At 71.3% G+C, this 18,607-nt stretch carries 19 protein-coding genes; 5 read left to right on the forward strand and 14 right to left on the reverse strand.

Going from position 1 to position 18,607, the window contains the following annotated elements:
• Nucleotides 1-48 precede the first annotated feature (48 nt).
• Entirely contained in the window at nucleotides 49-1,071 is a 1,023-nt protein-coding gene (locus tag AB0I67_RS27520) for a saccharopine dehydrogenase NADP-binding domain-containing protein (protein WP_357928798.1), read from the forward strand.
• On the opposite strand, the gene AB0I67_RS27525 is transcribed toward AB0I67_RS27520, so the two are convergent.
• Nucleotides 1,055-1,672 carry a TetR/AcrR family transcriptional regulator gene (locus AB0I67_RS27525; RefSeq protein ID WP_357928800.1) on the reverse strand — a complete coding sequence of 206 codons (618 nt, stop codon included), beginning with the start codon at nucleotides 1,670-1,672 and terminating at the stop codon, nucleotides 1,055-1,057. The two genes, AB0I67_RS27520 and AB0I67_RS27525, sit on opposite strands and share 17 nt — an antisense overlap.
• A 105-nt stretch (nucleotides 1,673-1,777) precedes the next feature.
• Between AB0I67_RS27525 and AB0I67_RS27530 the strand changes: the two genes are divergently transcribed.
• The gene (locus tag AB0I67_RS27530) at nucleotides 1,778-3,202 is read left to right on the forward strand and encodes an MFS transporter (RefSeq protein WP_357928803.1); all 1,425 of its coding nucleotides are present in this window, start codon (nucleotides 1,778-1,780) and stop codon (nucleotides 3,200-3,202) included.
• Nucleotides 3,203-3,207: 5 nt separating this feature from the next.
• On the opposite strand, the gene AB0I67_RS27535 is transcribed toward AB0I67_RS27530, so the two are convergent.
• From AB0I67_RS27535 to AB0I67_RS27545, 3 genes are read right to left on the reverse strand one after another with little or no spacing between them, the layout of a single operon-like run.
• The gene (locus tag AB0I67_RS27535; RefSeq protein ID WP_357928805.1) at nucleotides 3,208-3,831 is read right to left on the reverse strand and encodes a response regulator transcription factor; all 624 of its coding nucleotides are present in this window, start codon (nucleotides 3,829-3,831) and stop codon (nucleotides 3,208-3,210) included.
• Entirely contained in the window at nucleotides 3,828-5,072 is a 1,245-nt protein-coding gene (locus AB0I67_RS27540; protein WP_357928808.1) for a sensor histidine kinase, read from the reverse strand. The genes AB0I67_RS27535 and AB0I67_RS27540 overlap by 4 nt, the downstream gene beginning before the upstream one ends.
• 13 nt (nucleotides 5,073-5,085) lie before the next feature.
• Entirely contained in the window at nucleotides 5,086-6,228 is a 1,143-nt protein-coding gene (locus AB0I67_RS27545) for a DUF418 domain-containing protein (protein WP_357928810.1), read from the reverse strand.
• A 169-nt stretch (nucleotides 6,229-6,397) separates the two neighbouring features.
• Between AB0I67_RS27545 and AB0I67_RS27550 the strand changes: the two genes are divergently transcribed.
• Entirely contained in the window at nucleotides 6,398-7,822 is a 1,425-nt protein-coding gene (locus AB0I67_RS27550; RefSeq protein ID WP_357928813.1) for a serine hydrolase domain-containing protein, read from the forward strand.
• 34 nt (nucleotides 7,823-7,856) lie between these two features.
• Nucleotides 7,857-8,576: a MerR family transcriptional regulator gene (locus AB0I67_RS27555; RefSeq protein ID WP_357928816.1), complete on the forward strand. Its 720-nt coding sequence runs from the start codon at nucleotides 7,857-7,859 to the stop codon at nucleotides 8,574-8,576.
• Between the two features lie 2 nt (nucleotides 8,577-8,578).
• On the opposite strand, the gene AB0I67_RS27560 is transcribed toward AB0I67_RS27555, so the two are convergent.
• Nucleotides 8,579-9,457 (reverse strand): phytanoyl-CoA dioxygenase family protein, encoded by an 879-nt coding sequence (locus AB0I67_RS27560; protein ID WP_357928819.1) that lies wholly within the window; start codon nucleotides 9,455-9,457, stop codon nucleotides 8,579-8,581.
• Between the two features lie 89 nt (nucleotides 9,458-9,546).
• Between AB0I67_RS27560 and AB0I67_RS27565 the strand changes: the two genes are divergently transcribed.
• Nucleotides 9,547-10,401, forward strand: a complete 855-nt coding sequence (locus AB0I67_RS27565) for an AraC family transcriptional regulator (protein WP_357928822.1) — start codon at nucleotides 9,547-9,549, stop codon at nucleotides 10,399-10,401.
• Nucleotides 10,402-10,403: 2 nt separating this feature from the next.
• Here the strand turns inward: AB0I67_RS27565 and AB0I67_RS27570 are convergent, their stop codons facing one another.
• The 9 genes from AB0I67_RS27570 to AB0I67_RS27610 form a co-directional block, all read right to left on the reverse strand.
• Nucleotides 10,404-11,612, reverse strand: a complete 1,209-nt coding sequence (locus AB0I67_RS27570; protein WP_357928824.1) for a cytochrome P450 — start codon at nucleotides 11,610-11,612, stop codon at nucleotides 10,404-10,406.
• A gap of 67 nt (nucleotides 11,613-11,679) precedes the next feature.
• The gene (locus AB0I67_RS27575; RefSeq protein WP_357928827.1) at nucleotides 11,680-12,441 is read right to left on the reverse strand and encodes an ABC transporter permease; all 762 of its coding nucleotides are present in this window, start codon (nucleotides 12,439-12,441) and stop codon (nucleotides 11,680-11,682) included.
• Nucleotides 12,441-13,220 (reverse strand): ATP-binding cassette domain-containing protein, encoded by a 780-nt coding sequence (locus AB0I67_RS27580; RefSeq protein ID WP_357928830.1) that lies wholly within the window; start codon nucleotides 13,218-13,220, stop codon nucleotides 12,441-12,443. The genes AB0I67_RS27575 and AB0I67_RS27580 overlap by 1 nt, the downstream gene beginning before the upstream one ends.
• Nucleotides 13,221-13,269: 49 nt before the next feature.
• Nucleotides 13,270-13,662 (reverse strand): DUF1048 domain-containing protein, encoded by a 393-nt coding sequence (locus AB0I67_RS27585; RefSeq protein WP_357928833.1) that lies wholly within the window; start codon nucleotides 13,660-13,662, stop codon nucleotides 13,270-13,272.
• Complete coding sequence (locus tag AB0I67_RS27590) at nucleotides 13,659-13,994, reverse strand: PadR family transcriptional regulator (protein WP_357928836.1); 336 nt, start codon at nucleotides 13,992-13,994, stop codon at nucleotides 13,659-13,661. Before AB0I67_RS27590 ends, AB0I67_RS27585 begins: the two co-directional genes overlap by 4 nt.
• Before the next feature lie 968 nt (nucleotides 13,995-14,962).
• Entirely contained in the window at nucleotides 14,963-15,946 is a 984-nt protein-coding gene (locus AB0I67_RS27595; RefSeq protein ID WP_357928839.1) for an aldo/keto reductase, read from the reverse strand.
• A gap of 92 nt (nucleotides 15,947-16,038) precedes the next feature.
• Nucleotides 16,039-16,875 (reverse strand): TIM barrel protein, encoded by an 837-nt coding sequence (locus tag AB0I67_RS27600; RefSeq protein ID WP_357928841.1) that lies wholly within the window; start codon nucleotides 16,873-16,875, stop codon nucleotides 16,039-16,041.
• Nucleotides 16,876-16,886: 11 nt separating this feature from the next.
• On the reverse strand, nucleotides 16,887-17,696 hold the full coding sequence (locus tag AB0I67_RS27605) for a carbohydrate ABC transporter permease (protein WP_357928844.1): 810 nt from the start codon (nucleotides 17,694-17,696) through the stop codon (nucleotides 16,887-16,889).
• 20 nt (nucleotides 17,697-17,716) lie between these two features.
• The gene (locus tag AB0I67_RS27610) at nucleotides 17,717-18,604 is read right to left on the reverse strand and encodes a sugar ABC transporter permease (protein ID WP_357928847.1); all 888 of its coding nucleotides are present in this window, start codon (nucleotides 18,602-18,604) and stop codon (nucleotides 17,717-17,719) included.
• Between the last annotated feature and the right edge of the window lie 3 nt (nucleotides 18,605-18,607).

An 18,607-nucleotide genomic window follows, 5' to 3' on the forward strand; every position in this document is an offset into this window, starting at 1 on the left:
CGTTCCGGACCCTCACACCGGCAGCCCACCGCGCACCAAACTGGGCGCATGACGCACTCCCAGTCCGTGGTGGTCTACGGCGCCACCGGTCACACCGGCCGTTTCGTCGTCGCCGAGCTCCGGCGCCGCGGCTTCACCGCCATCCTGTCCGGCCGCAACGCCGAAGCCCTGGCCCAGCAGGTACGGCAAGCCGCTACCCCCCTGGAAGCCCGCCCGGCCTCCGTGGACGACCCCGCCGCGCTGGATCGCGCCCTGGCCGGAGCCGCGGCGGTCATCAACTGCGCCGGACCCTTCGCCACCACCGCCACCCCGCTCGTCGAGGCCGCCCTGCGCGCCGGCATCCCGTACCTCGACGTCGCCGCCGAGATCGAGGCCAACGCCGCCACCCTGGCCGGTTTCGCCGCCGCCGAGACCCCGGTGATCCCGGCGATGGCCTTCTACGGCGGCCTGGGCGACCTGCTCGTGACCGCCGCGCTGGGCGACTGGACCTCGGCCGACGAGGTCCACGTGGCCTACGGCCTGAGCAGCTGGCACCCCACGCCCGGCACCCGCGCCGCCGGCCAGGTCTCGCACGAGCGCCGGGCCGGCCGCCGCGTCCGCTTCGCCGGCGGTGCTCTGCAGTACCACGACGATGCGGTCACCCAGCAGGACTGGAGCTTCCCCGAGCCGCTCGGCCGCCGCCCGGTGGTCGCGGAGTTCAGCATGGCCGACATCGTCACCGTGCCCAGCCACCTGCCCGTCCCCGAGGTCCGGACCTACATGACCCTGGAGGCGGCCCGGGACCTGGCCGACCAGAGCACCCCGGCCCCGGCCGCGGTGGACGACCTCGGCCGCTCCGACCAGACCTTCGTGGTCGACGTGCTGGTCACGTCGGGCGGGGAGCAACGCCGGGCCACCGCCCGTGGCCAGGACATCTACGCCATCACCGCCCCGCTGGTCGTGGAGGCCCTCGACCGCGTGCTGTCCGGCCGCGTCCGCGCCAGCGGCGTCGCCTCCGCCGGCGCGATGTTCGACGCCCCCGACTTCCTGCGCTCGCTGGAGCCCTACCTCACCGTCACCCTTCCGTCCTGACCAGGATCCCGGCCCGGGCGGCGGCCAGCGCGGCCTCGGCGGCCCGGTCGGCGGCCTGCTCGTCCAGCGCCTCGCCGGTGTTCAGCAGGCTGTAGTAGAGCGGCGCGGACACCGCCGCGATGACCCGGTGCGGGTCGGTCCCGGGCGGCAGCTCGCCCCGCTCCACCGCGTCGGCGGCGCACCCGGCCCACTCGGCGATCCGGACCGCGTAGAACCGATGCAGCGCCACAGCCGCCTGCTCGTCGCAGAGCGAGGCGGCGATGAGCGCCTTGAACAGCGGGCCCTGCCGGGGATGGGTGAGCGTCCTGACCACGAGCCGGGCGTTGGCCCGCAGGTCGGCGGCGATGTCACCGGTGTGCGTGCGGGGCTGCGACTGCGCGGCCATCTCCTCCAGCAGGTCGGCGGCCAGATGGCCGGGGGTGCCCCAGCGCCGGTAGACGGTGGTCTTGCCGGCTCCCGCGGCGCGGGCGATCTCGGCCAGGTCCAGGGCGTGGAAGCCGCGTGCGGCGAGGGCGTCGCCCGCGGCCTGCAGTACGGCGTCCCGGACGCGGGCCGTACGCCCGCCGGGACGGACGCTGCCGGGCGGCGGGGTGGTGGTCATGAAGCCTCCAAACGGGAATCCAGTTCCCTTAAGGGCGGAGATGGTGCTAGGTTTCTTCCATCGTAACGGAACTACAGACCCGTTTACTGTGTGGAAGGACCTCCCATGACCATGACCGCACCCGCCCGGGCGCCCGAGACCCCCCGCCTCACCGGCCGCCTCAAAGTGGTCCTCGTGGTGTTGCTGGTCGCCCAGTTCATGCTGGCCGTCGACTTCTCCATCCTGAACATCGCCCTGCCCGCCATCGGCGACGGCCTGGGCTTCTCGCTGTCCGGGCTGCAGTGGATCGCCACCGCGTTCGCCCTGCCGGCGGCTGGTTTCACCCTGTTGTTCGGCCGCGTGGGTGACCTGCTGGGCCGGCGGCGGATCTTCCTGGGCAGCCTGGCGTTGCTCGGCCTGTCCTCCCTGGTCGGCGGCCTGGCGACGACGCCGGAGATCCTGATCGCCGCCCGGGTGGCCCAGGGACTGGCGACCGCCGCGGCCACCCCGGCCGGGCTCTCGCTGCTGACCACCGCCTTCCCCGAAGGGCCGCTGCGCCGCAAGGCGCTCGGGCTCAACGGCGCCCTGATGTCGGCCGGGTTCACCGCGGGCGCCGTCCTCGGCGGCGTGCTGACCGACCTGCTCTCGTGGCGGTGGGCCTTCTTCGTCAACGTGCCGGTCGCGCTGGCCGTGCTGCTGATCGCCCCGGCGGTGCTGAAGGAGTCCCGGCCGGTCACCCGTCCCCGCATCGACCTGCCCGGCGCCGCGGCCGTCACCCTCGGCCTGCTCGCCCTGGTCTTCGGCCTCACCCAGGCCGGTGAGCACGGCTGGACCCACCCCGTCGCGCTGCTCTCGCTGCTCGCCGGCGTGGTGCTGATGATCACCTTCTACTTCGTCGAGCGCCGGACCCGCGAGCCGCTCGTGCCCGTGCACGTTCTGCGCAAGCGGACCGTGGCCTGGGGCAACATCCTCGGCCTGATCGCCTTCGCCACCGAGACCTCGCTGGTCTACCTGCTCACCCTCTACCTGCAGAAGACGCTCGGCTTCTCCGCCTTCACCGCCGGCATCTCCTTCGGCGTCCTGGGCGCGGGCACCGTGATCGGCGGCCTGATCGCGCCGAAGGTCATGGCCAGGACCTCCGCGACCACCGCCCTCGTCGCCGGCGGGCTGCTCCAGGCCGCCTTCACCGCCGCGCTGCTCTTCCTCGGCACAGGCCCAGCCTCACTGGCCCTGCTCCTGCCCGCCACCTTCCTCGGCGGCGTCGGCAACATGCTGGTCATCGTCGGCTTCATGGTCACCGCCACCACCGGCCTGCCCGACCACGAGCAGGGCCTGGCCACCGGCCTGGCGTCCATGTCGCAGCAGGTCGGCATCACGCTGGGCACCCCGATCATGTCCGCGGTGGTCACCGCCGCCACCGCCGGCGCGATGACCGGCGCGGCCATCCTGCACGGCGTCACCCTCGCCATCGCGGTCAACACCGCCCTCGTCCTGCTCGGCGTCCTCATCGCAGCCACCGTCCTGCGCCGCCGGCACCACGCCGCGCGTTGAACCGCCTAGGGCAGTAAGCCTCGGCCGTAGGCGGTGGCCACGGCCGAGGCTCGGTCGGAGACGCCGAGCTTGGTGTAGATGTGGGCGAGATGGGTCTTCACCGTCGTCTCGCTGATGAACAGCGCCGCGGCCGCCTCCTTGTTGGTGGCGCCCCGGGCCACCAGGGAGAGCACGGTGCGCTCGCGTTCGCTGAGCTCGGCCGGGGGCGGGGTGCGCACCCGGTTGAGCACGAGGGCGGCCACGGCGGGGGAGAGCACCGACTCGCCCGCCGCGGCGGCCCGCACGGCGCGGAAGACCTCGTCGCGCGGGGAGTCCTTGAGCAGGTAGCCGATCGCACCGGCGGCCAGGGCGGGCAGGACGTCCTGGTCGCCGTCGTAGGTGGTCAGCACCAGCACCCGCGCCGACGGCACCCGCTCGGCCAGCCGGGCGATGAACTCGGCCCCGCTGAGGCCGGGCATGCGCAGGTCGGTCAGCACCACGTCAGGCCGCTCGCGCAGCACCACGGCCAGGCCGCGCTCGCCGTCCTCGGCCTCGCCCACGACCTCCAGGTCGGGCTGCTCGACGAACATGCCGCGCAGGCCGTCGCGCACGACAGGGTGGTCGTCGACGATCACCAGCCGGGTGCTCATCGGGGCTCCCGCTCGGCCGCGGCCGGGATGGCGGGGACGGTCACGCTGATCGCGGTGCCCTGGCCGGGGGCCGACTCGACCTCGACCCGCCCGGCGAGCCGTACGACCCGTTGCCGCATGGCGGTGAGCCCGAAGCCGGTGCCGGAGGGCTCGGCCGCGGCGAAGCCCACGCCGTCGTCGCGGATATCGGCCACCACTACATCCTCCATGTACGACAGGGTGACGCCGGTCTTGCCCGCTCGGGCGTGCCGGGCCACGTTGGCCAGCGACTCCTGCACGACCCGGTACACCGTCACCTCGACCTCGGGGTGCAGCAGCCGGGCGGTGCCGGTGACGGTGAAGGCGGCGGTCGTCTCGTGCACCGCGCCCCACTCGGCCACCAGCGCCGACAGCGCCTCCGGCAGCCGGGTCCCGGTCAGCGGGCCCGGCCGCAGGTCGTCCAGCGAGCGGCGCACCTCCGACAGGCTCTCCCTCGCGAGGGTCCGCGCGACGGCCAGGCGCCGCCGTACCGACTCGGCGTCGTGGGCAGCCTCCTCGGCGGCTTCGAGCTGGGTGACGATGCCGGACAGGCCCTGCGCGACGGTGTCGTGGATCTCCCGCGCCAGCCGGCTGCGCTCGCCGGTGACGCCGGTCTGCCGGGCCGCGGCCAGCAGCCTGCCCTGCAGCTCGGCGTTCTCCTGGCCGAGCCGCGCCAGGCGCTGGTTCGCGCTCTCCAGCGCCTCGTTGGCCTCGGCCAGCGCCTGGTTGGCGGCGCGTCGCTGCTCGATCTCCGCCTCAAGGGCACGGATGCTCCAGCCGATGAACGCCGCCAGCGCCGCCCCGGTGACCGCCAGGGCGACCGACCACGGTCCCTCGTTGGACAGCAGGGCGTTCGGGCCGCCCACCGCGACCACGGACGTGACCGCCACCCCCAGGTAGGCGTAGACGCCGGGCAACGTGGCGAAGGCGGTGGGAAAGCAGGCCAGCACCAGGAGCCCGTAGGCCGGATGCCGCGCGAACAGCACCCCGGCCACCGCGACCAGCACGGCGAAGTAGACCGCCATCGGCAGCAGTTCGCGCTCGGGCCAGGCGGGGTGCGCCATGACCATCCACCAGTGCCAGCCGGCCAGCAGCAGGGACAGCCCGGCGTCGACCGCCCGTTCGGTGAGCGGCACCGACGAGTCGGCCACCGCGATCAGGGCGGCGACGCCGAGCAGGAACAGCAGCAGGGTTCGCCAGGCCTTCTCCCAGTCCTTGACCATGCCGCCCTCGCCCTCACTTGCGCCGGTAGGTCAGGCGCCGCAGCAGCGTCTCGGCCGGTCCGCGCACTCCCGTCCGGCGCATGACCTCGGCCGCCACCACCGTCGCGGCCCACGTGCCGAGGGCGAGCGCGACCGTCGCGGCGGATCCCAACCGGCCACCGAGCCCGATCGTATAAGGGGGCAAAAGCGCCACAAAGACCACCGACTGGAGAAGATAACACGTCATCGACCGCTGCCCGCAGGCCGACAACGCGGTCACGATCACTCCGCGCCGGGCCCCGATCCGCTGCGCGAGCAGGCCGATCACCGCCGCGTACCCCAGCCCGGCGGCGATCCCGGTGACCACGTGCAACGCGTTCAGCCCCACGATCGCGCCGGGGTCGGTGACGTCCACGAACTTGGTCGCCGCCAGCGCCACCGGCAGCCCCCCGGCCACACCCAGCAGCGGCCCCCACAGCGCGGCCCGCCGTACCAGACCATCCGGTACGGCAAGCAGCTCCCGCCGCCCCGCCCAGACGCCCACCAGCGCGGCGGTGAACACCCCGGTCATCCCGACCGGCGTCATGACCCACTCGATCGGCCGCAGCCCCAGCGCGGTCAGCGGGTCCTCGACCGCGAGCGACCAGAAGATGCTCCGCTCGCCCGACCCGGCCGGCGTGCTGTAGGCCAGCGCGGACAACAACGCGACCGGGACCAGCCACACCGCGCCGAGCACCAGCAACGTCCGGTCACGCACCCGCAGCAACCGGACCAGCGCGAGCCCGACCAGCCCGTAGACCCCGAGCACGTCCCCGGAGAACAGCAGTAACGCGTGGACCGCGCCGAACAGCAGCAGCCACAGGCTGCGCCGCTTCAGCACCCGCCGGCCCTCCAGGTCGTCGCGCCGCCGGTTCCAGATCTGCACCATCCCGTAGCCGAACAGCGCGGCGAACATCGGGTAGGCCCGCCCGTCGACCAGCGACATGGTCAGCGCCGCGGCCACCCGGTCCGGAAGGTCGTGCTCGACGATGTGCTGCCGGACGCCGTACGGCCGGCCGTACAGGTAGACGGCGGAGTTGGCCACGGCGATCAACGCCAGCATGGCCCCTCTGGCCAGGTCGGGAGCGAGCTGCCGCTCGCCCTCGCCGACCGGGCGCAACCCCAGGGTGGCAACCATGTTCTCTCCTCGACTCGATGTCTCCTCGAGTCTGGAAGAGAGGCCCCTCCCGGCGAATCGTGCGACCGTGCGCACCTGGACGGCGGACGGACGACACCGCCCATCCTCCATTCGGAGGATGCCGAATGGGCTTGACCTTCCCCCAAGGGGAACCTCGCACGATTGCCCCATGACGAACAACGCGCTCCACACCGCCGCCACCCGCCTCCAGGACCAGATCGCCGCCGGCTGCGAGGCCAACGCCATCCCCGGCTTCGCCGCCGGCCTCTACCACGCCGGCGAGCAGGTCGTCGTGGCCCACGGCCTGGCCAACGTCACCACCGGCGCCCCGATGCTCCAGGACACCGGCTTCCTGCTCGGCTCGGTCACCAAGGTCCTCACCACCACGCTCGTCCTCCAGCAGGTCGAGCGCGGCGTGCTCGACCTGGACGCGCCGGTCGTGCGCTACCTGCCGGACTTCGCGCTCACCGAGCCGGGCGTCGCGGACAAGATCCTCCTGCGCCACCTGATCGGGCACACCAACGGCATCGACGCCGACCTCTACTTCCCGGCCGACAAGGGCCGCGACGCCCTCAAGACCTACGTCCACGGCCTGGCCCGTACCAGCGGCGCCCTGTTCGAGCCCGGCGAGCAGCTCAGCTACTCCAACGGCGGCATGATCGTCGCCGGCCGCGTGCTCGAAGTGGTGACCGGCCTGTCCTTCCCCGAACTGCTCGCCCGCGACATCTACCGCCCGGTCGGCATGACGGACTCCAGCACCTCGGCGGAGGAGGCCATCCTGCGCAGCACCGCGATCGGCCACTTCCTGGACGTCGAGACGATGTCGGCCCGGCCGACCGGCATGTTCACCCTGCCCGACACCTGGGGACCGGCGGGCGGCACCCCGATCGGCACCGTCGCCGACCTGCTCGCCTTCGGCCGCACCCACCTCGCCGGCGGCGTGGCCCCGACCGGCGCCCGCATCCTGTCGGCCGAGTCGACGGCCCTGATGCAGCAGGTCTCCTTCGACCTGGACACCCCCAACTCGCCGCCCATGGGCCTGGGCTGGGTCCTGTACCCGTTCGGCGAGACCACCGTCCTGGCCATGTCGGGCGCCTCGCCCGGCGGGGTCTCCATCCTGTGCGTGCTGCCCGAACACGACCTGGTCTTCGTCGCCTTCGGCAACAACCCGGCGGCGCTGCTGCTCCAGGACCAGCTCCTGCAGTGGCTGCTGACCGAGCACCTGGGCGTCGCGATCCCCAGGCTGATCACCGAGGTCGAGCAGGACGTCGACCTCACCCCGTACGCCGGCACCTACCGCTCCGACCAGCTCCGCATCGAGGTGAGCATCGTGGACGGGCAGCTCGAGGAGCGGACGGTCTACGAGCCGGCGGACGCGTCGCAGGAGCACATCTTCACCCAGTTCGCCGGGGGCGCGATCTCCGGGCCGCCGCAGCGGTACGTCCCCATCCGGCCGGGGCTGTTCGCGCCGGCGGACTACCCGCTGGAGTCCTTCGACGGGTACCTGCGGCTGCTGCTGGTCTCCTTCCACGACGTCCGCGACGGGCAGGCCCGCTTCCGCAACGGCGGCGGCCGCCTCACCCGCCGCGCCTGACCCCCGCTCCTCCGCCGGTGGAAGGATGTCCCTCATGTTCACGATCGGCCAGTTGGCGGACTACGCCGGAGTGACCGCCAAGGCGATCCGCCACTACCACGACCGCGGCCTGTTCGCCGAGCCGGAGCGCGACGCCTCCGGCTACCGCCGCTACACCGCCCAGGACGCCGTCACCCTCGTCAAGATCAGGATCCTGGCCGACGCCGGCGTGCCCCTGGCCCGCGCCAAGGAACTGCTCGACGCCGACCCCGACACCCTCGCCGCCGCCATCACCGAGATCGACGCGCAGATCCAGCACCGCATGGCCGAGCTGGCCCGGGCCCGCGAGCAACTGGCCCGGCTGCGCGGCGGCGACCGCCTCTTCGTCACCCCCGAGGTCGCCGACTACCTCGACCAGCTCCGCGCCCTCGGCGTCAGCGAACGCGCCATCCAGGTCGAACGCGACGGCTGGATCCTCATGCAGAACGCCTCACCCGAGGACGCGGCCCGCTGGGTCACCGAGAAGCGCCGGCTGATCGACGACCCCGACTTCCGCGCCCTCTACCTCGACCACGACGCCGCCTTCCACTGGCACCCGGACGACCCCCGGCTCCCCGAACTCGCCGCCCGCACCCGCGCCTGGTTCACCGGCCACGCCTCCGAGTCCGAGACCCAGCCGGTCCACAACGAGGCCGTCGCCCGCCTGGCCGCCCAGACCCAGCCCGGCGCCTCCTCTCCGGCCTGGGACCGGCTCGCCCGCCTGCTCGACGAGTGAGTTCACAGCCCGTCCCGGTCGTGCCAGTGCTGCTGCCAGCGCCGGTCGATGGCCTCGGCGGCGGACTGGTAGCGGATGTCGGTGGACAGGCGGAACACCCCGCCCGCGTCGTGGTTGTCCAGCGAGGCATGGATGACGTGCGCGTTGTGGATCATCAGATCCCCGGCCGCGAAGCCGGTGACAAGCCACCTGCTGTCGTACTGCTCAGCCAGGGCCGGCAGGTCCGCGGTCATGGACGCGGCCGGGCGCTTCAACGTCCCGGCGGCCTCCTCCGCCAGCACGCGGTGATGGCTGCCCTCCAGGTAGATCAGCGGCCCGCGACTGACCGGGATGTCACCCAGCGGGATCCACGACGACAGCACCTGGTCACTGCCCTCGCGCAGGTAGACCAGGTCGTAGTGGGCCTGCGTCGCGGTGCCGATCCCCGACTCGCCGGGACCGACGTGCCGGATGATCTTCCGCCGGTGCAGATGCAGCTCGTCGGCGCCCAGAAACCACCGGTGAAAGGCCACCAGCCGGGGATCGCGGCACAGCGCCTCGTACTCCGGCCCCGGAACGAGCTCCCCGAACAGCACCCGCCGCAGCACCTCCCGGTCGACCGCCCCGGACGCCGCCGCGATCCCCTCACCCGGGTCGGTCCCCGGCCTGGTCAGCCCGCTGGACGCCAGCCGGGTGAAGTAGTGCCGCCGGAACCCGAGGACGGTCTCCCGGTCGAAGAACCCCGGCAGGAACAGGTACCCGTCGCGCCGGAACCGGGCGCGCAGGGCGGTGAGGTCAGTGCGGTCGGCCACCGGCTCCAAGCGGCCCAGCCGGCGCGGATCGAGCCGGTACCCGTTGGAGGTCAGGACTCCTGTCGAAGTGGCAAGTCGGCTATCGTGCATGCGAATCATCCTTCAGCCTGGACCGATCACCAGGCCATGGACTGGATCCGCTGGAATCAGGACTCCTGTCGACCAGGGGAGCACAACTCGTGGCCGCCGTCGCCCACTACCTCACCCCACCCACCGAGGTCCTCGCCCTGGGCCTGGCCGTCACCGGCGTCGGCTGGATCACCGGCCAGCGTGCGAGCCAGACCGGACGCGTGCTGACCGGGTACGCCGGGGTGTTCGTCACCGAGGGGTCCGGGCGGGTCGCCCTCCGGGGACGGCCCGGGCAGCCGGTGACGGCGGGCTCGTTCTTCTGGCTGCCGCCCGGCATCCCGCACACCTACGGCCCCGGGCCGTCGGGCTGGTCGGAGCGCTGGGTGCTGTTCGAGGGACCCGCCGCGGGCCGCTACGAGGACCTCGGTTACCTCGGCGGCGGCCCCGCCCTGGTCGTCCCGGTCGACCGGCGGGAGACGGAGGCCGCCTTCGACCGGCTCCTCGACCTGGCCGGACAGCCCGACACCCTCGCCCGCCACGTGTCCGGGGTCGCCGCCCTGCACACCCTGATCACCACCGTCGGCATCGAGACCTACCCCGGCTCCGCCGCGTCCGCCGGTTTGTCGGTGCTTTCCCATACCCGGCGGGACATCGGGCGGCGCGCTCTGGAGATCCTCGCCCGCGACGCCGCCCGCCCCGTCAGCATGGCCGCCGTAGCCCGCGAGCTCTCGGTCTCCCGCGACACCCTAGCCACCGCGGTCCGCCGCCTCACCGGCTCGACCCCCACCGACTACCTCACCCGGCTCCGGCTCGACCGCGCCAAGTCCCTCTTGGCCGGAACCGACCTCCCCATCGCCCAGGTGGCCGGCGCGGTCGGCTACCCCGACCCGTCCTACTTCACCAGGGCCTTCACCCGCTGGACCGGCGTCACCCCGACCGCCTTCCGCCGTCAGCAGACCCTCTGACCTCAGACGTCCCAGGCCACCGGCAGGCTCTTGACCCCGTAGATGTCCGCGAACTCCGGCCGAAGCACGATCTCCTCCTCCGGTACGGCCAGCCGCAACGTCGGAAACCGGTCGAACAACGCCGGCAGCGCGATCCGCATCTCCACCCGGGCGAGCTGCGCCCCCAGGCACAGGTGGATCCCGTGCCCGAAGGCCAGATGCCCGCCCTCCTGCCGCCGCACGTCCAGCCGGTGCGGATCGCTGAACCGCTCAGGGTCCCGGTTCGCGGTGTTGTAGGACAGGATGACCATCGTCCCCGCCTCGATGAGCTGACCGCCGAGCTCGACATCCTCCAGAGCCACCCGCTGAGAGGACCTGGCGACGGTCAGGAAGCGCAGCAACTCCTCCACAGCCGTGTCGGCCAGCTCAGGCTCGGCGCGCAGCGCGGCCAACTGCTCCGGGTTGCGCAGCAGCGCGTACGTGCCGAGCGCGAGCGTGTTGGCGGTGGTGTCGAACCCGGCCGCGAGCAGGATCAGCGCGACCCCGCGCAGTTCCTCGTCGTCGAGGTCTGTCTCGGTGAGCTCGCTGAGGATGTCGTCGGTGGGGTTGGCGCGCTTGGCCGCGACCAGTTCGGCGAGGTACTCCTGGGTCGCGACGTAGGCCGCGATCAACGTCTCGTCGTCGGTCTCCCCGCTCAGGAAGGACTCGACCTGGCTCTGGAACCGTCCCCGATCCTCGTACGGCACGCCGAGCAGTTCGCAGATGACCATGGCCGGGATCGGCTTGGCGAAGGCGGCCACCAGGTCGGAGCCCGGCCCGGCCTGCTCCAGGGCGTCGAGGTGCTGGGTGGTGATCTCCTCGATGCGCTCGGCCAGCAGCCGCATCCGCCGGGCGGTGAACCGGCCCGCCAGCGGCTTGCGGTACCTGCTGTGCCTGGGGTCGTCCATCAGCAGGAACTCGCCGGGCGGCGCGGGCGGTACCTCGATGTCGCCGTAGTCGATGAGCGGGTGGTGCCGCATGAGCTCCTTGCGCGAGCTGAACCGCGTGTCCACCAGGACGGACCTGATCAGGTCGTACCCGGTGACCACCCAGCCCTCGTGCCCGTCGGGGAACCTCAGGCGGCTGATCGGGCTGTGCTCACGGGCTTCGAGAAGCTCAGCGGGCGGGTCGAAGGGACAGCCGGCGCGGCGCGCGGTCGGCATGGCGGCGAGGGTGTGGACGGCTTCGCTCACGAGCGTGCTCCAATCGCGATATTACTCGATGGGATCCAGGGATCCGCTTTTCCGAAAAGGCAGGGGGTCAGGACACCTTGCGGCGGTAGATCCGCATCGCGAAGCCGAACACCACGACCAGGAGCCCGACACACCACGCGAGCGCGATCCAGATGTCGGTGCCGACCGGCTGCTGGTCGAACAGCGCCCGGATCGCGTTCACGATCGCGGTCACCGGCTGGTGCTCGGCGAAGAAGCGCACCGGTCCGGACATGCTGTCGGTGGGGACGAAGGCCGAGCTCAGGAAGGGCAGGAAGATGAGCGGGTAGGAGAACGCGCTCGCCCCCTCGACCGTCTTAGCGGTCAGCCCCGGAATGATCGCCAACCAGGTCAGCGCCAGCGTGAACAGCAACATGATCCCCGCGACCGCCAGCCAGGCCAGCACGCCCGCCCCCGAGCGGAACCCCATCAGCAGCGCGACCAGCACGACCACCACCAGCGAGATCACGTTCGCGACCACCGAGGTCAGCACGTGGGCCCACAACACCGACGAGCGGGCGATCGGCATCGACTGGAACCGCTCGAAGATGCCGCCCTTCATGTCGAGGAAGAGCCGGTAGGCCGTGTAGGCCACGCCCGAGGCGACCGTGATGAGCAGGATGCCCGGCAGCAGGTAGTCGACGTACGCCCCCGAGCCGGTCTTGATCGCCCCGCCGAACACGTACACGAACAGCAGCAGGAACGCGATCGGCATGATCGTCGTCGTGATGATCGTGTCGGGGCTGCGCATGATGTGCCGCAACGACCGGCCCAGCAGGGCGGTCGTGTCGCTGAAGAAGTGCCTGGACATCAGGAGGCCTTTCCGGGGGTGCCGACGAGGGAGAGGAAGACGTCTTCGAGGGTGGGCTGCTTCTCCACGTACTCGACCTTGGCCGGGGGGAGGAGCTGCTTCAGTTCGGCGAGGGTGCCGTTGACGATGATCCGGCCCTCGTGCAGGATCGCGATGCGATCCGCGAGCTGCTCGGCCTCGTCGAGGTACTGCGTGGTCAGCAGCACGGTGGTGCCGCGTCCGGCGAGCTCCTTGACCGCGTCCCAGACCTCGATGCGGGCCTGGGGGTCGAGGCCGGTGGTCGGCTCGTCGAGGAAGATCACCGGCGGGTCGCCGATCAGGCTCATCGCGATGTCGAGCCGGCGGCGCATGCCGCCCGAGTACGTCCCCACCCGCCGCCCGCCCGCCTCGGTCAGCGAGAAGCGCGCGAGCAGGTCGTCCGCGATCCGGCCCGGATCCTTCAGGTGCCGCAGCCGAGCCACCAGCATCAGGTTCTCCCGCCCGCTCAGCACCTCGTCCACCGCCGCGAACTGGCCGGTCAGGCTGATCGACTCACGCACGTCCGCCGCCTTCTTCGCGACGTCGAACCCGTTGACGCTGGCCGTACCCGCGTCGGCCTTGAGCAGGGTGGACAGGATCTTCACCGCCGTGGTCTTGCCGGCCCCGTTGGAGCCGAGCAGGGCGAAGATGCTGCCCCGCGCCACGTCGAAGTCGACGCCGCGCAGTACTTGCAGGTCTTTGTACGACTTGCGCAGCCCCTTGACGTGAATCGCCGGGGCGTGCGCTTGGAGGGTGGTCATGGGGGAGTCCCGTCTCTCTCATCCGTGCTGTCTGTCTTGGCTGTACGGCTTACTGATCGCCTGCTGCTTCCTCGATCGCCTGGTTGAGCCGGTCCCGCTCGCGACTGACCCAGCCCCCGCCCGCGTAGTTGTTCAGGAACGCCTCGGCGAACTCCGCCGGGTCATGCCCGACCACAACCCGCAGCGGCGTCCGATCCGCCGCACTCTGCTCGAACAACTCCACAAGGTCGTCCAGCATCTGCAGCAGGCTCTCGGCGTCGTCGGTCGGCCCGAACTGCGTCATGTACCGCTGCAGCGCCTCGACCGCGGCCCGGTACTCCGCCGGCAACCGCTGCACCCGCGCCCGGTAGTTCCGGTACCGCTTCTTGTCCTCCAGCGGCCCCGTGACCTTCTCCAGGTAGTGGCGCAACGAGCTCTTCTTCTCGTTCGGCTCGGTGGTCATCTCCGGCTGTCCCCTTCATGAAGCTGTCCGATGCGTTCGGCAAGGAAGTCCCAGTTCGCCCAGAACTCATCCAGTGCCGCCCGCCCCTCGGTGTTGAGCGAGTACACCTTCCGCGGCGGCCCCTTCTCGGAGGTCACCCTCTCCACGTCCACCAGCCCGCGCTGCTCGATCCGGACAAGGAGGGCGTAGATCGTCCCCTCCGCGATCTCGACGAACCCCTGCTCCCGCAACCGGGCCGTGATCTCGTACCCATACGCGGGCCGGACGGCCAGGATCGCCAGCACGATGCCTTCCAGCGTGCCCTTGAGCATCTCGGTCAACTGCTTACCCACGAGGGCACCCGCCTATTCGGTGTCGCTAGGTACCACTACAAAGTAACACCGACTACCAGTACCTAGCAACACCAAATACCGGCGCTCCCCGACCCTCAGCCCACCCCTCGCCGGGGATCCCACCGCCGGCCGTTACTCACCCCGCAGCTCATGCACACCACCCAGTCCCGAAGCATCCCCTCCTCATCCATGACGGCCTCGCCGGCGACAAGAACCTGCTCTTCCCCGCACCGGTAGCAGTCCCCGTCCTCCTGCAGGTACCGCATCACCCGCAGCTCTTCACCCTCATGCGCCTGAACCCCAACCCACCCGCACCCCGAACAAACCCACCACACCTCAGGCCTGAGCCGCCGCGCCGTCCCACCCCGCCGCCGCGCCCGCCCGTTCGCCAGCGGCACCCACCGCAACCCCTGCCCACACCCCGGGCACCCTGGCGGCGCCGGCTCCTCACTCCGCGGCTCATGCAGCGCCACCACCGGCGTACACCCCCACACCGCCACGGACTCTCCCCGCCCACTCACCCGCAGCCGCCACCCCGTGTCCCCCGTGCCGGCCTCGGCCTCCACGCTCCACGGATGCGGCGGCCGCTCAGGCACCACCCGCGAAACCACCCACCCCGCCGCCCCCAGCCACCCCTCGACCGCGGCGACCAGATCCCCAACTCCGGCCCTGGCCTCCACCCCCTGCACATGCAGCGAGTACTGGAACCGAAGCGCCTCCCCGCTCTCCTCCCAGGCCCCGATCTCCGGCTGCTCCGGCACCCGAACCCGCGCCCCCGGATCGCCCGAAACCTCCGCAACCAGCCCCCGCACCTGCCCGCAGAGCCAATCCCGAGCCCGATCCAACTCCTCCCGCGCCCCCGGCACCCGTGTCACCACAACCCCCTCCTCGGCCGGCCCCCAAGCAGAGCACCGCCCCTCAGCTCCGGGGAGGCGGAAGAACTACCGAACCCCGGCGGGCGTGAGCGGCTACCAGCGGTGGTGCACCTGTGCGCGGATCCGCCCGTCATAGATCTCCCGTACGGCCCGCAGCGTCGCCTCGGGCAGAGGAGCCAGTGCGGCGGCCGCCGCGTTGGCCCTGGCCTGCTCGGGTGAACGGGCGCCAGGGATGACCGTGGTCACGCCAGGCTGCTGGATGATCCAGCGCAGCGCGGTCTGCGCGGGCGTGGCGCCTTCGGGGGCCAGCGCGGAGAACTCCACGGCCGCCTCGACGCCGGTCGCGAAGTCCACGCCGGAGAACGTCTCGCCCTGGTCGAACGACTCGCCGTGCCGGTTGTAGGTGCGGTGGTCGTCGGCGGCGAAGACGGTGTCCTTGGTGTACGCGCCGGACAGCAGCCCCGAGGCCAGCGGCACGCGGGCGATGATCCCCACCCCCGCCTCGGCCGCGGCGGGCAGTACCCGCTCGAGCGGCTTGAGCCTGAACACGTTGAAGATGATCTGCACGCTGGCCGTGCCCGGCCGCGCGATCGCGGTCAGCGCCTCCTCACAGCTCTCCACGCTCACCCCGTAGGCGGCGATCCTGCCCTCCTCGACCAGGGTGTCCAGCGCGTCGAAGACCGCGTCGGAGGAGTAGACCGGTGTGGGCGGGCAGTGCAGCTGCACCAGGTCGAGACGGTCCGTCCCGAGGTTGGCGCGGGACCTGTCGGTCCAGGCGCGGAAGTTGTCGAGGGTGTAGTGGGCGGGGTCGAGCGCCGCCCTGCGGCCCATCTTGGTGGCGACCACGACGTCGGCGTCGGGGCGCTCGCGCAGGTAGGCGCCGATCAACTGCTCGCTGCGGCCGTCGCCGTACACGTCGGCGGTGTCGAAGAAGGTCACTCCCTCCTCGACGGCCGTGTCGAGGAGCGCCAGCGCGTCCTTCTCCTCCACCTGGCCCCAGTCCGCGCCGAGCTGCCACGTGCCCAGCCCGATGACCGACACCCGCCGGCCGGTCCTGCCGATGATCCGCTGCTCCATGCCCTCAGCATCGTGGGCCCGGTGACGGGCTGTCCAATGGCCCTGCCGATCGACCTGTCAGGGCGCGGTCCCGCCTCCGGCAGCCTCCTGCCCTATGCCGGCAGTGCGGAGGTCACCGCCGACAGGCAGCGCTCCACGACGGGCCGGGGGTCGAACGCGTAGGTGCCGTCGCCGAAGAGCTCGAAGGTCATGCTCCCGCCGTACCCTCTGCGCTCCAGCGCGGCCAGGTAGTCGGCGAGCGGGAGCTCGCCGTCGCCCCACGCCAGGTGGCCCGCGGGGCTGCCGTCGATGAGGTGCACGTGGCGCACCCTGTCGCCGAGAGAGTCGAAGTAGTCGTCGACGCTCTCGCCGGCCACCGCCATGCCGACCGTGTCGAGCACGGCGCCGACGTTCGCCGAGCCGATCTCGTCGAGCATCCTGGCCAGTGTCCGCGAGTCGTTGACGAGGTTCGACTCCACCCGCTGCAGCGGCTCCACCACGCAGGTCACCCCGAGGCTCCCCGCGTAGGCGGCGATCTCGCCGATCGCGTCCACGGAGCGGCGCCATGCCGCCTGCGGCGGCTCGTCCTCGAAGCCGCGGCCCGGGGTCAGCAGGAGCAGCTCCGCTCCGAGCTCCGCGGCCAGTTCGGCGGCGCGGCGGAACATGGCGATGCTCGCCGCGCGCAGCCAGGTGACGGGCGAGGCCACGTTGACCGGGTACATCACCTGCTCGGGCGTGAGGCAGTGCACGCTGAGCCCGCGCGCCTGCGCGCTTCGCCGTACGGCCCGCGCCTCGGCGTCGCTCACCTGCGGGATGTGGAACTGCGGCGCGATGCCCCACAGCTCCAGCTTCTCGCGGCCCAGCTCGGCGGCGTCGTCGAGGAAGCGCTCGAACGGCAGCAGGTGGTAGGCGAAGTTCGAGCCGGTGAGCCGCTGGAGTGAGAGTGTCATGGCGAGCTCCGTCACTTGCCGATGCCGTCGGCGAGACCTTTGACGATGTAACGCTGGCCGAAGATGAAGAGCAGCACCACGGGGACGGCCGCGATCACCATGCCGGCGAAGACGACGGGATACTCCGTGCCGTGCTTGCTCATCAGGCTGGTCAGACCCACGGGAAGGGTCTGCACACCGCTGCCGCTGGTGAACACCATCGCGAAGAGGTACTCGTTCCAGGCGAACAGGACGTGCAGCAGGACCGTCGAGGTGATGATCGGTTTGCTCATCGGCAGGATGATGCGCCAGAAGGCGGTCCACCGGCCCGCACCGTCCATCTCGGCGGCCTCGTCGACCTCGCGCGGGAGATCGATCATGTAGGCGCGGATGAGGAAGGTGGTGAACGGCACGCGGAAGGCGGTGTACAGGATGAGCAGCGCCCAGAAGCTGTTGTACAGCCCCATCGCCTGGAACATCTTCACCAGCGGCACGAGCGCCACGGTCGGGGCGAGCATGAGCCCGCCGAGGATCAGCGCGGTGATCGTCTTGTTGAAGGGGATGGTGACCCTGGTGAGGCCGTAGGCGGCCCACGCGCTGATGAAGACCGTGGCGATCGTGGAGGTCACCGTGACGAGCACGCTGGTGGTGAGGTAGTCGTTCACCCCCCTGTTCCATGCCTTCTGGTAGTTCGTGAAGCTCCAGTCGACGGGCAGGGCGAACGGGTTGCCGAACAGCTCGGCGTTGGTCTTGAACCCGTTGAGCGCCATCCACAGCAGCGGGTAGAGCACGATCACCGCGAGGCCGAGGAGGAAGGCCCACAGGAAAACGCGTGCGATCACGCCGAGGAAGCTCAGGCGCTTCACCATTCCACCCTTCGTCTGCGAGTGACCCACAGCTGCGCCATGGCGATGCCGAGCGTGACCACGAAGATCACCGTCGCGATGGCCGCGGCGTAGCCGAAGTTGTTGCGGACGAACCCGCTGCGGTAGAGCCACGTGCCCATGACCTGCGTCGAGTTGTTCGGCCCTCCGCTGGTCATGACCATGACCTCGTTGAACACCTGGAAAGCCCCTGAGATGGTCACCATCGTCATGAGCCCGGTCATCTCGCGCACCAGGGGCACGGTGACGTGGACGAAACGGCGGATCGGCCCGGTGCCGTCGATGGCGGCGGCGCCGTACAGCTCGGAGGGGATGCGCTGGATCGCGACGGCGAACAGCAGGGTGGAGTAGCCGAAGCCCTGCCACTGGCTCATCGCGATGATCGCGAACATCGCGGTGCTCTCCTGGCCCAGCCACGACTGGTCGAACAGCCCGAGCCCCACCGCCTCGAGCGCGTGGTTGAGCGGGCCGAGGTTCGGCTCGTAGATGAAGTAGAAGAGCAGGCCGGCGACCGTCAGCGAGATCGCCGACGGGAGGAAGTAGATCGCCCTGAGGCTGCGCCGCCACCGGTCGCTGCGGACGCTCTCGATGAGCGCGGCCAGCAGCAGCGCGCCGAAGACCTGGAAGACGATCGAGACCACCGCGTAGAGCAGGTTGTTCCCGAACGAGGACCAGAAGATCGGGTCGTCGAGGAGCTTGGTGTAGTTGTCGAGCCCGACGAACTCCTGGTCCCCGCTGTAGATGTCCCACTTGAGCGCGCTGAACCCGAAGTTCTGCACGAGCGGCAGGTAGACGAACACCCCGACGAGCACGAGGGCGGGGACGACCCACGCGAGCCCGAGCGTCCGCTGGACGATGGCGCGCACCGG

This window comes from Nonomuraea sp. NPDC050310 (assembly GCF_040655795.1).
Lineage (GTDB): Bacteria > Actinomycetota > Actinomycetes > Streptosporangiales > Streptosporangiaceae > Nonomuraea.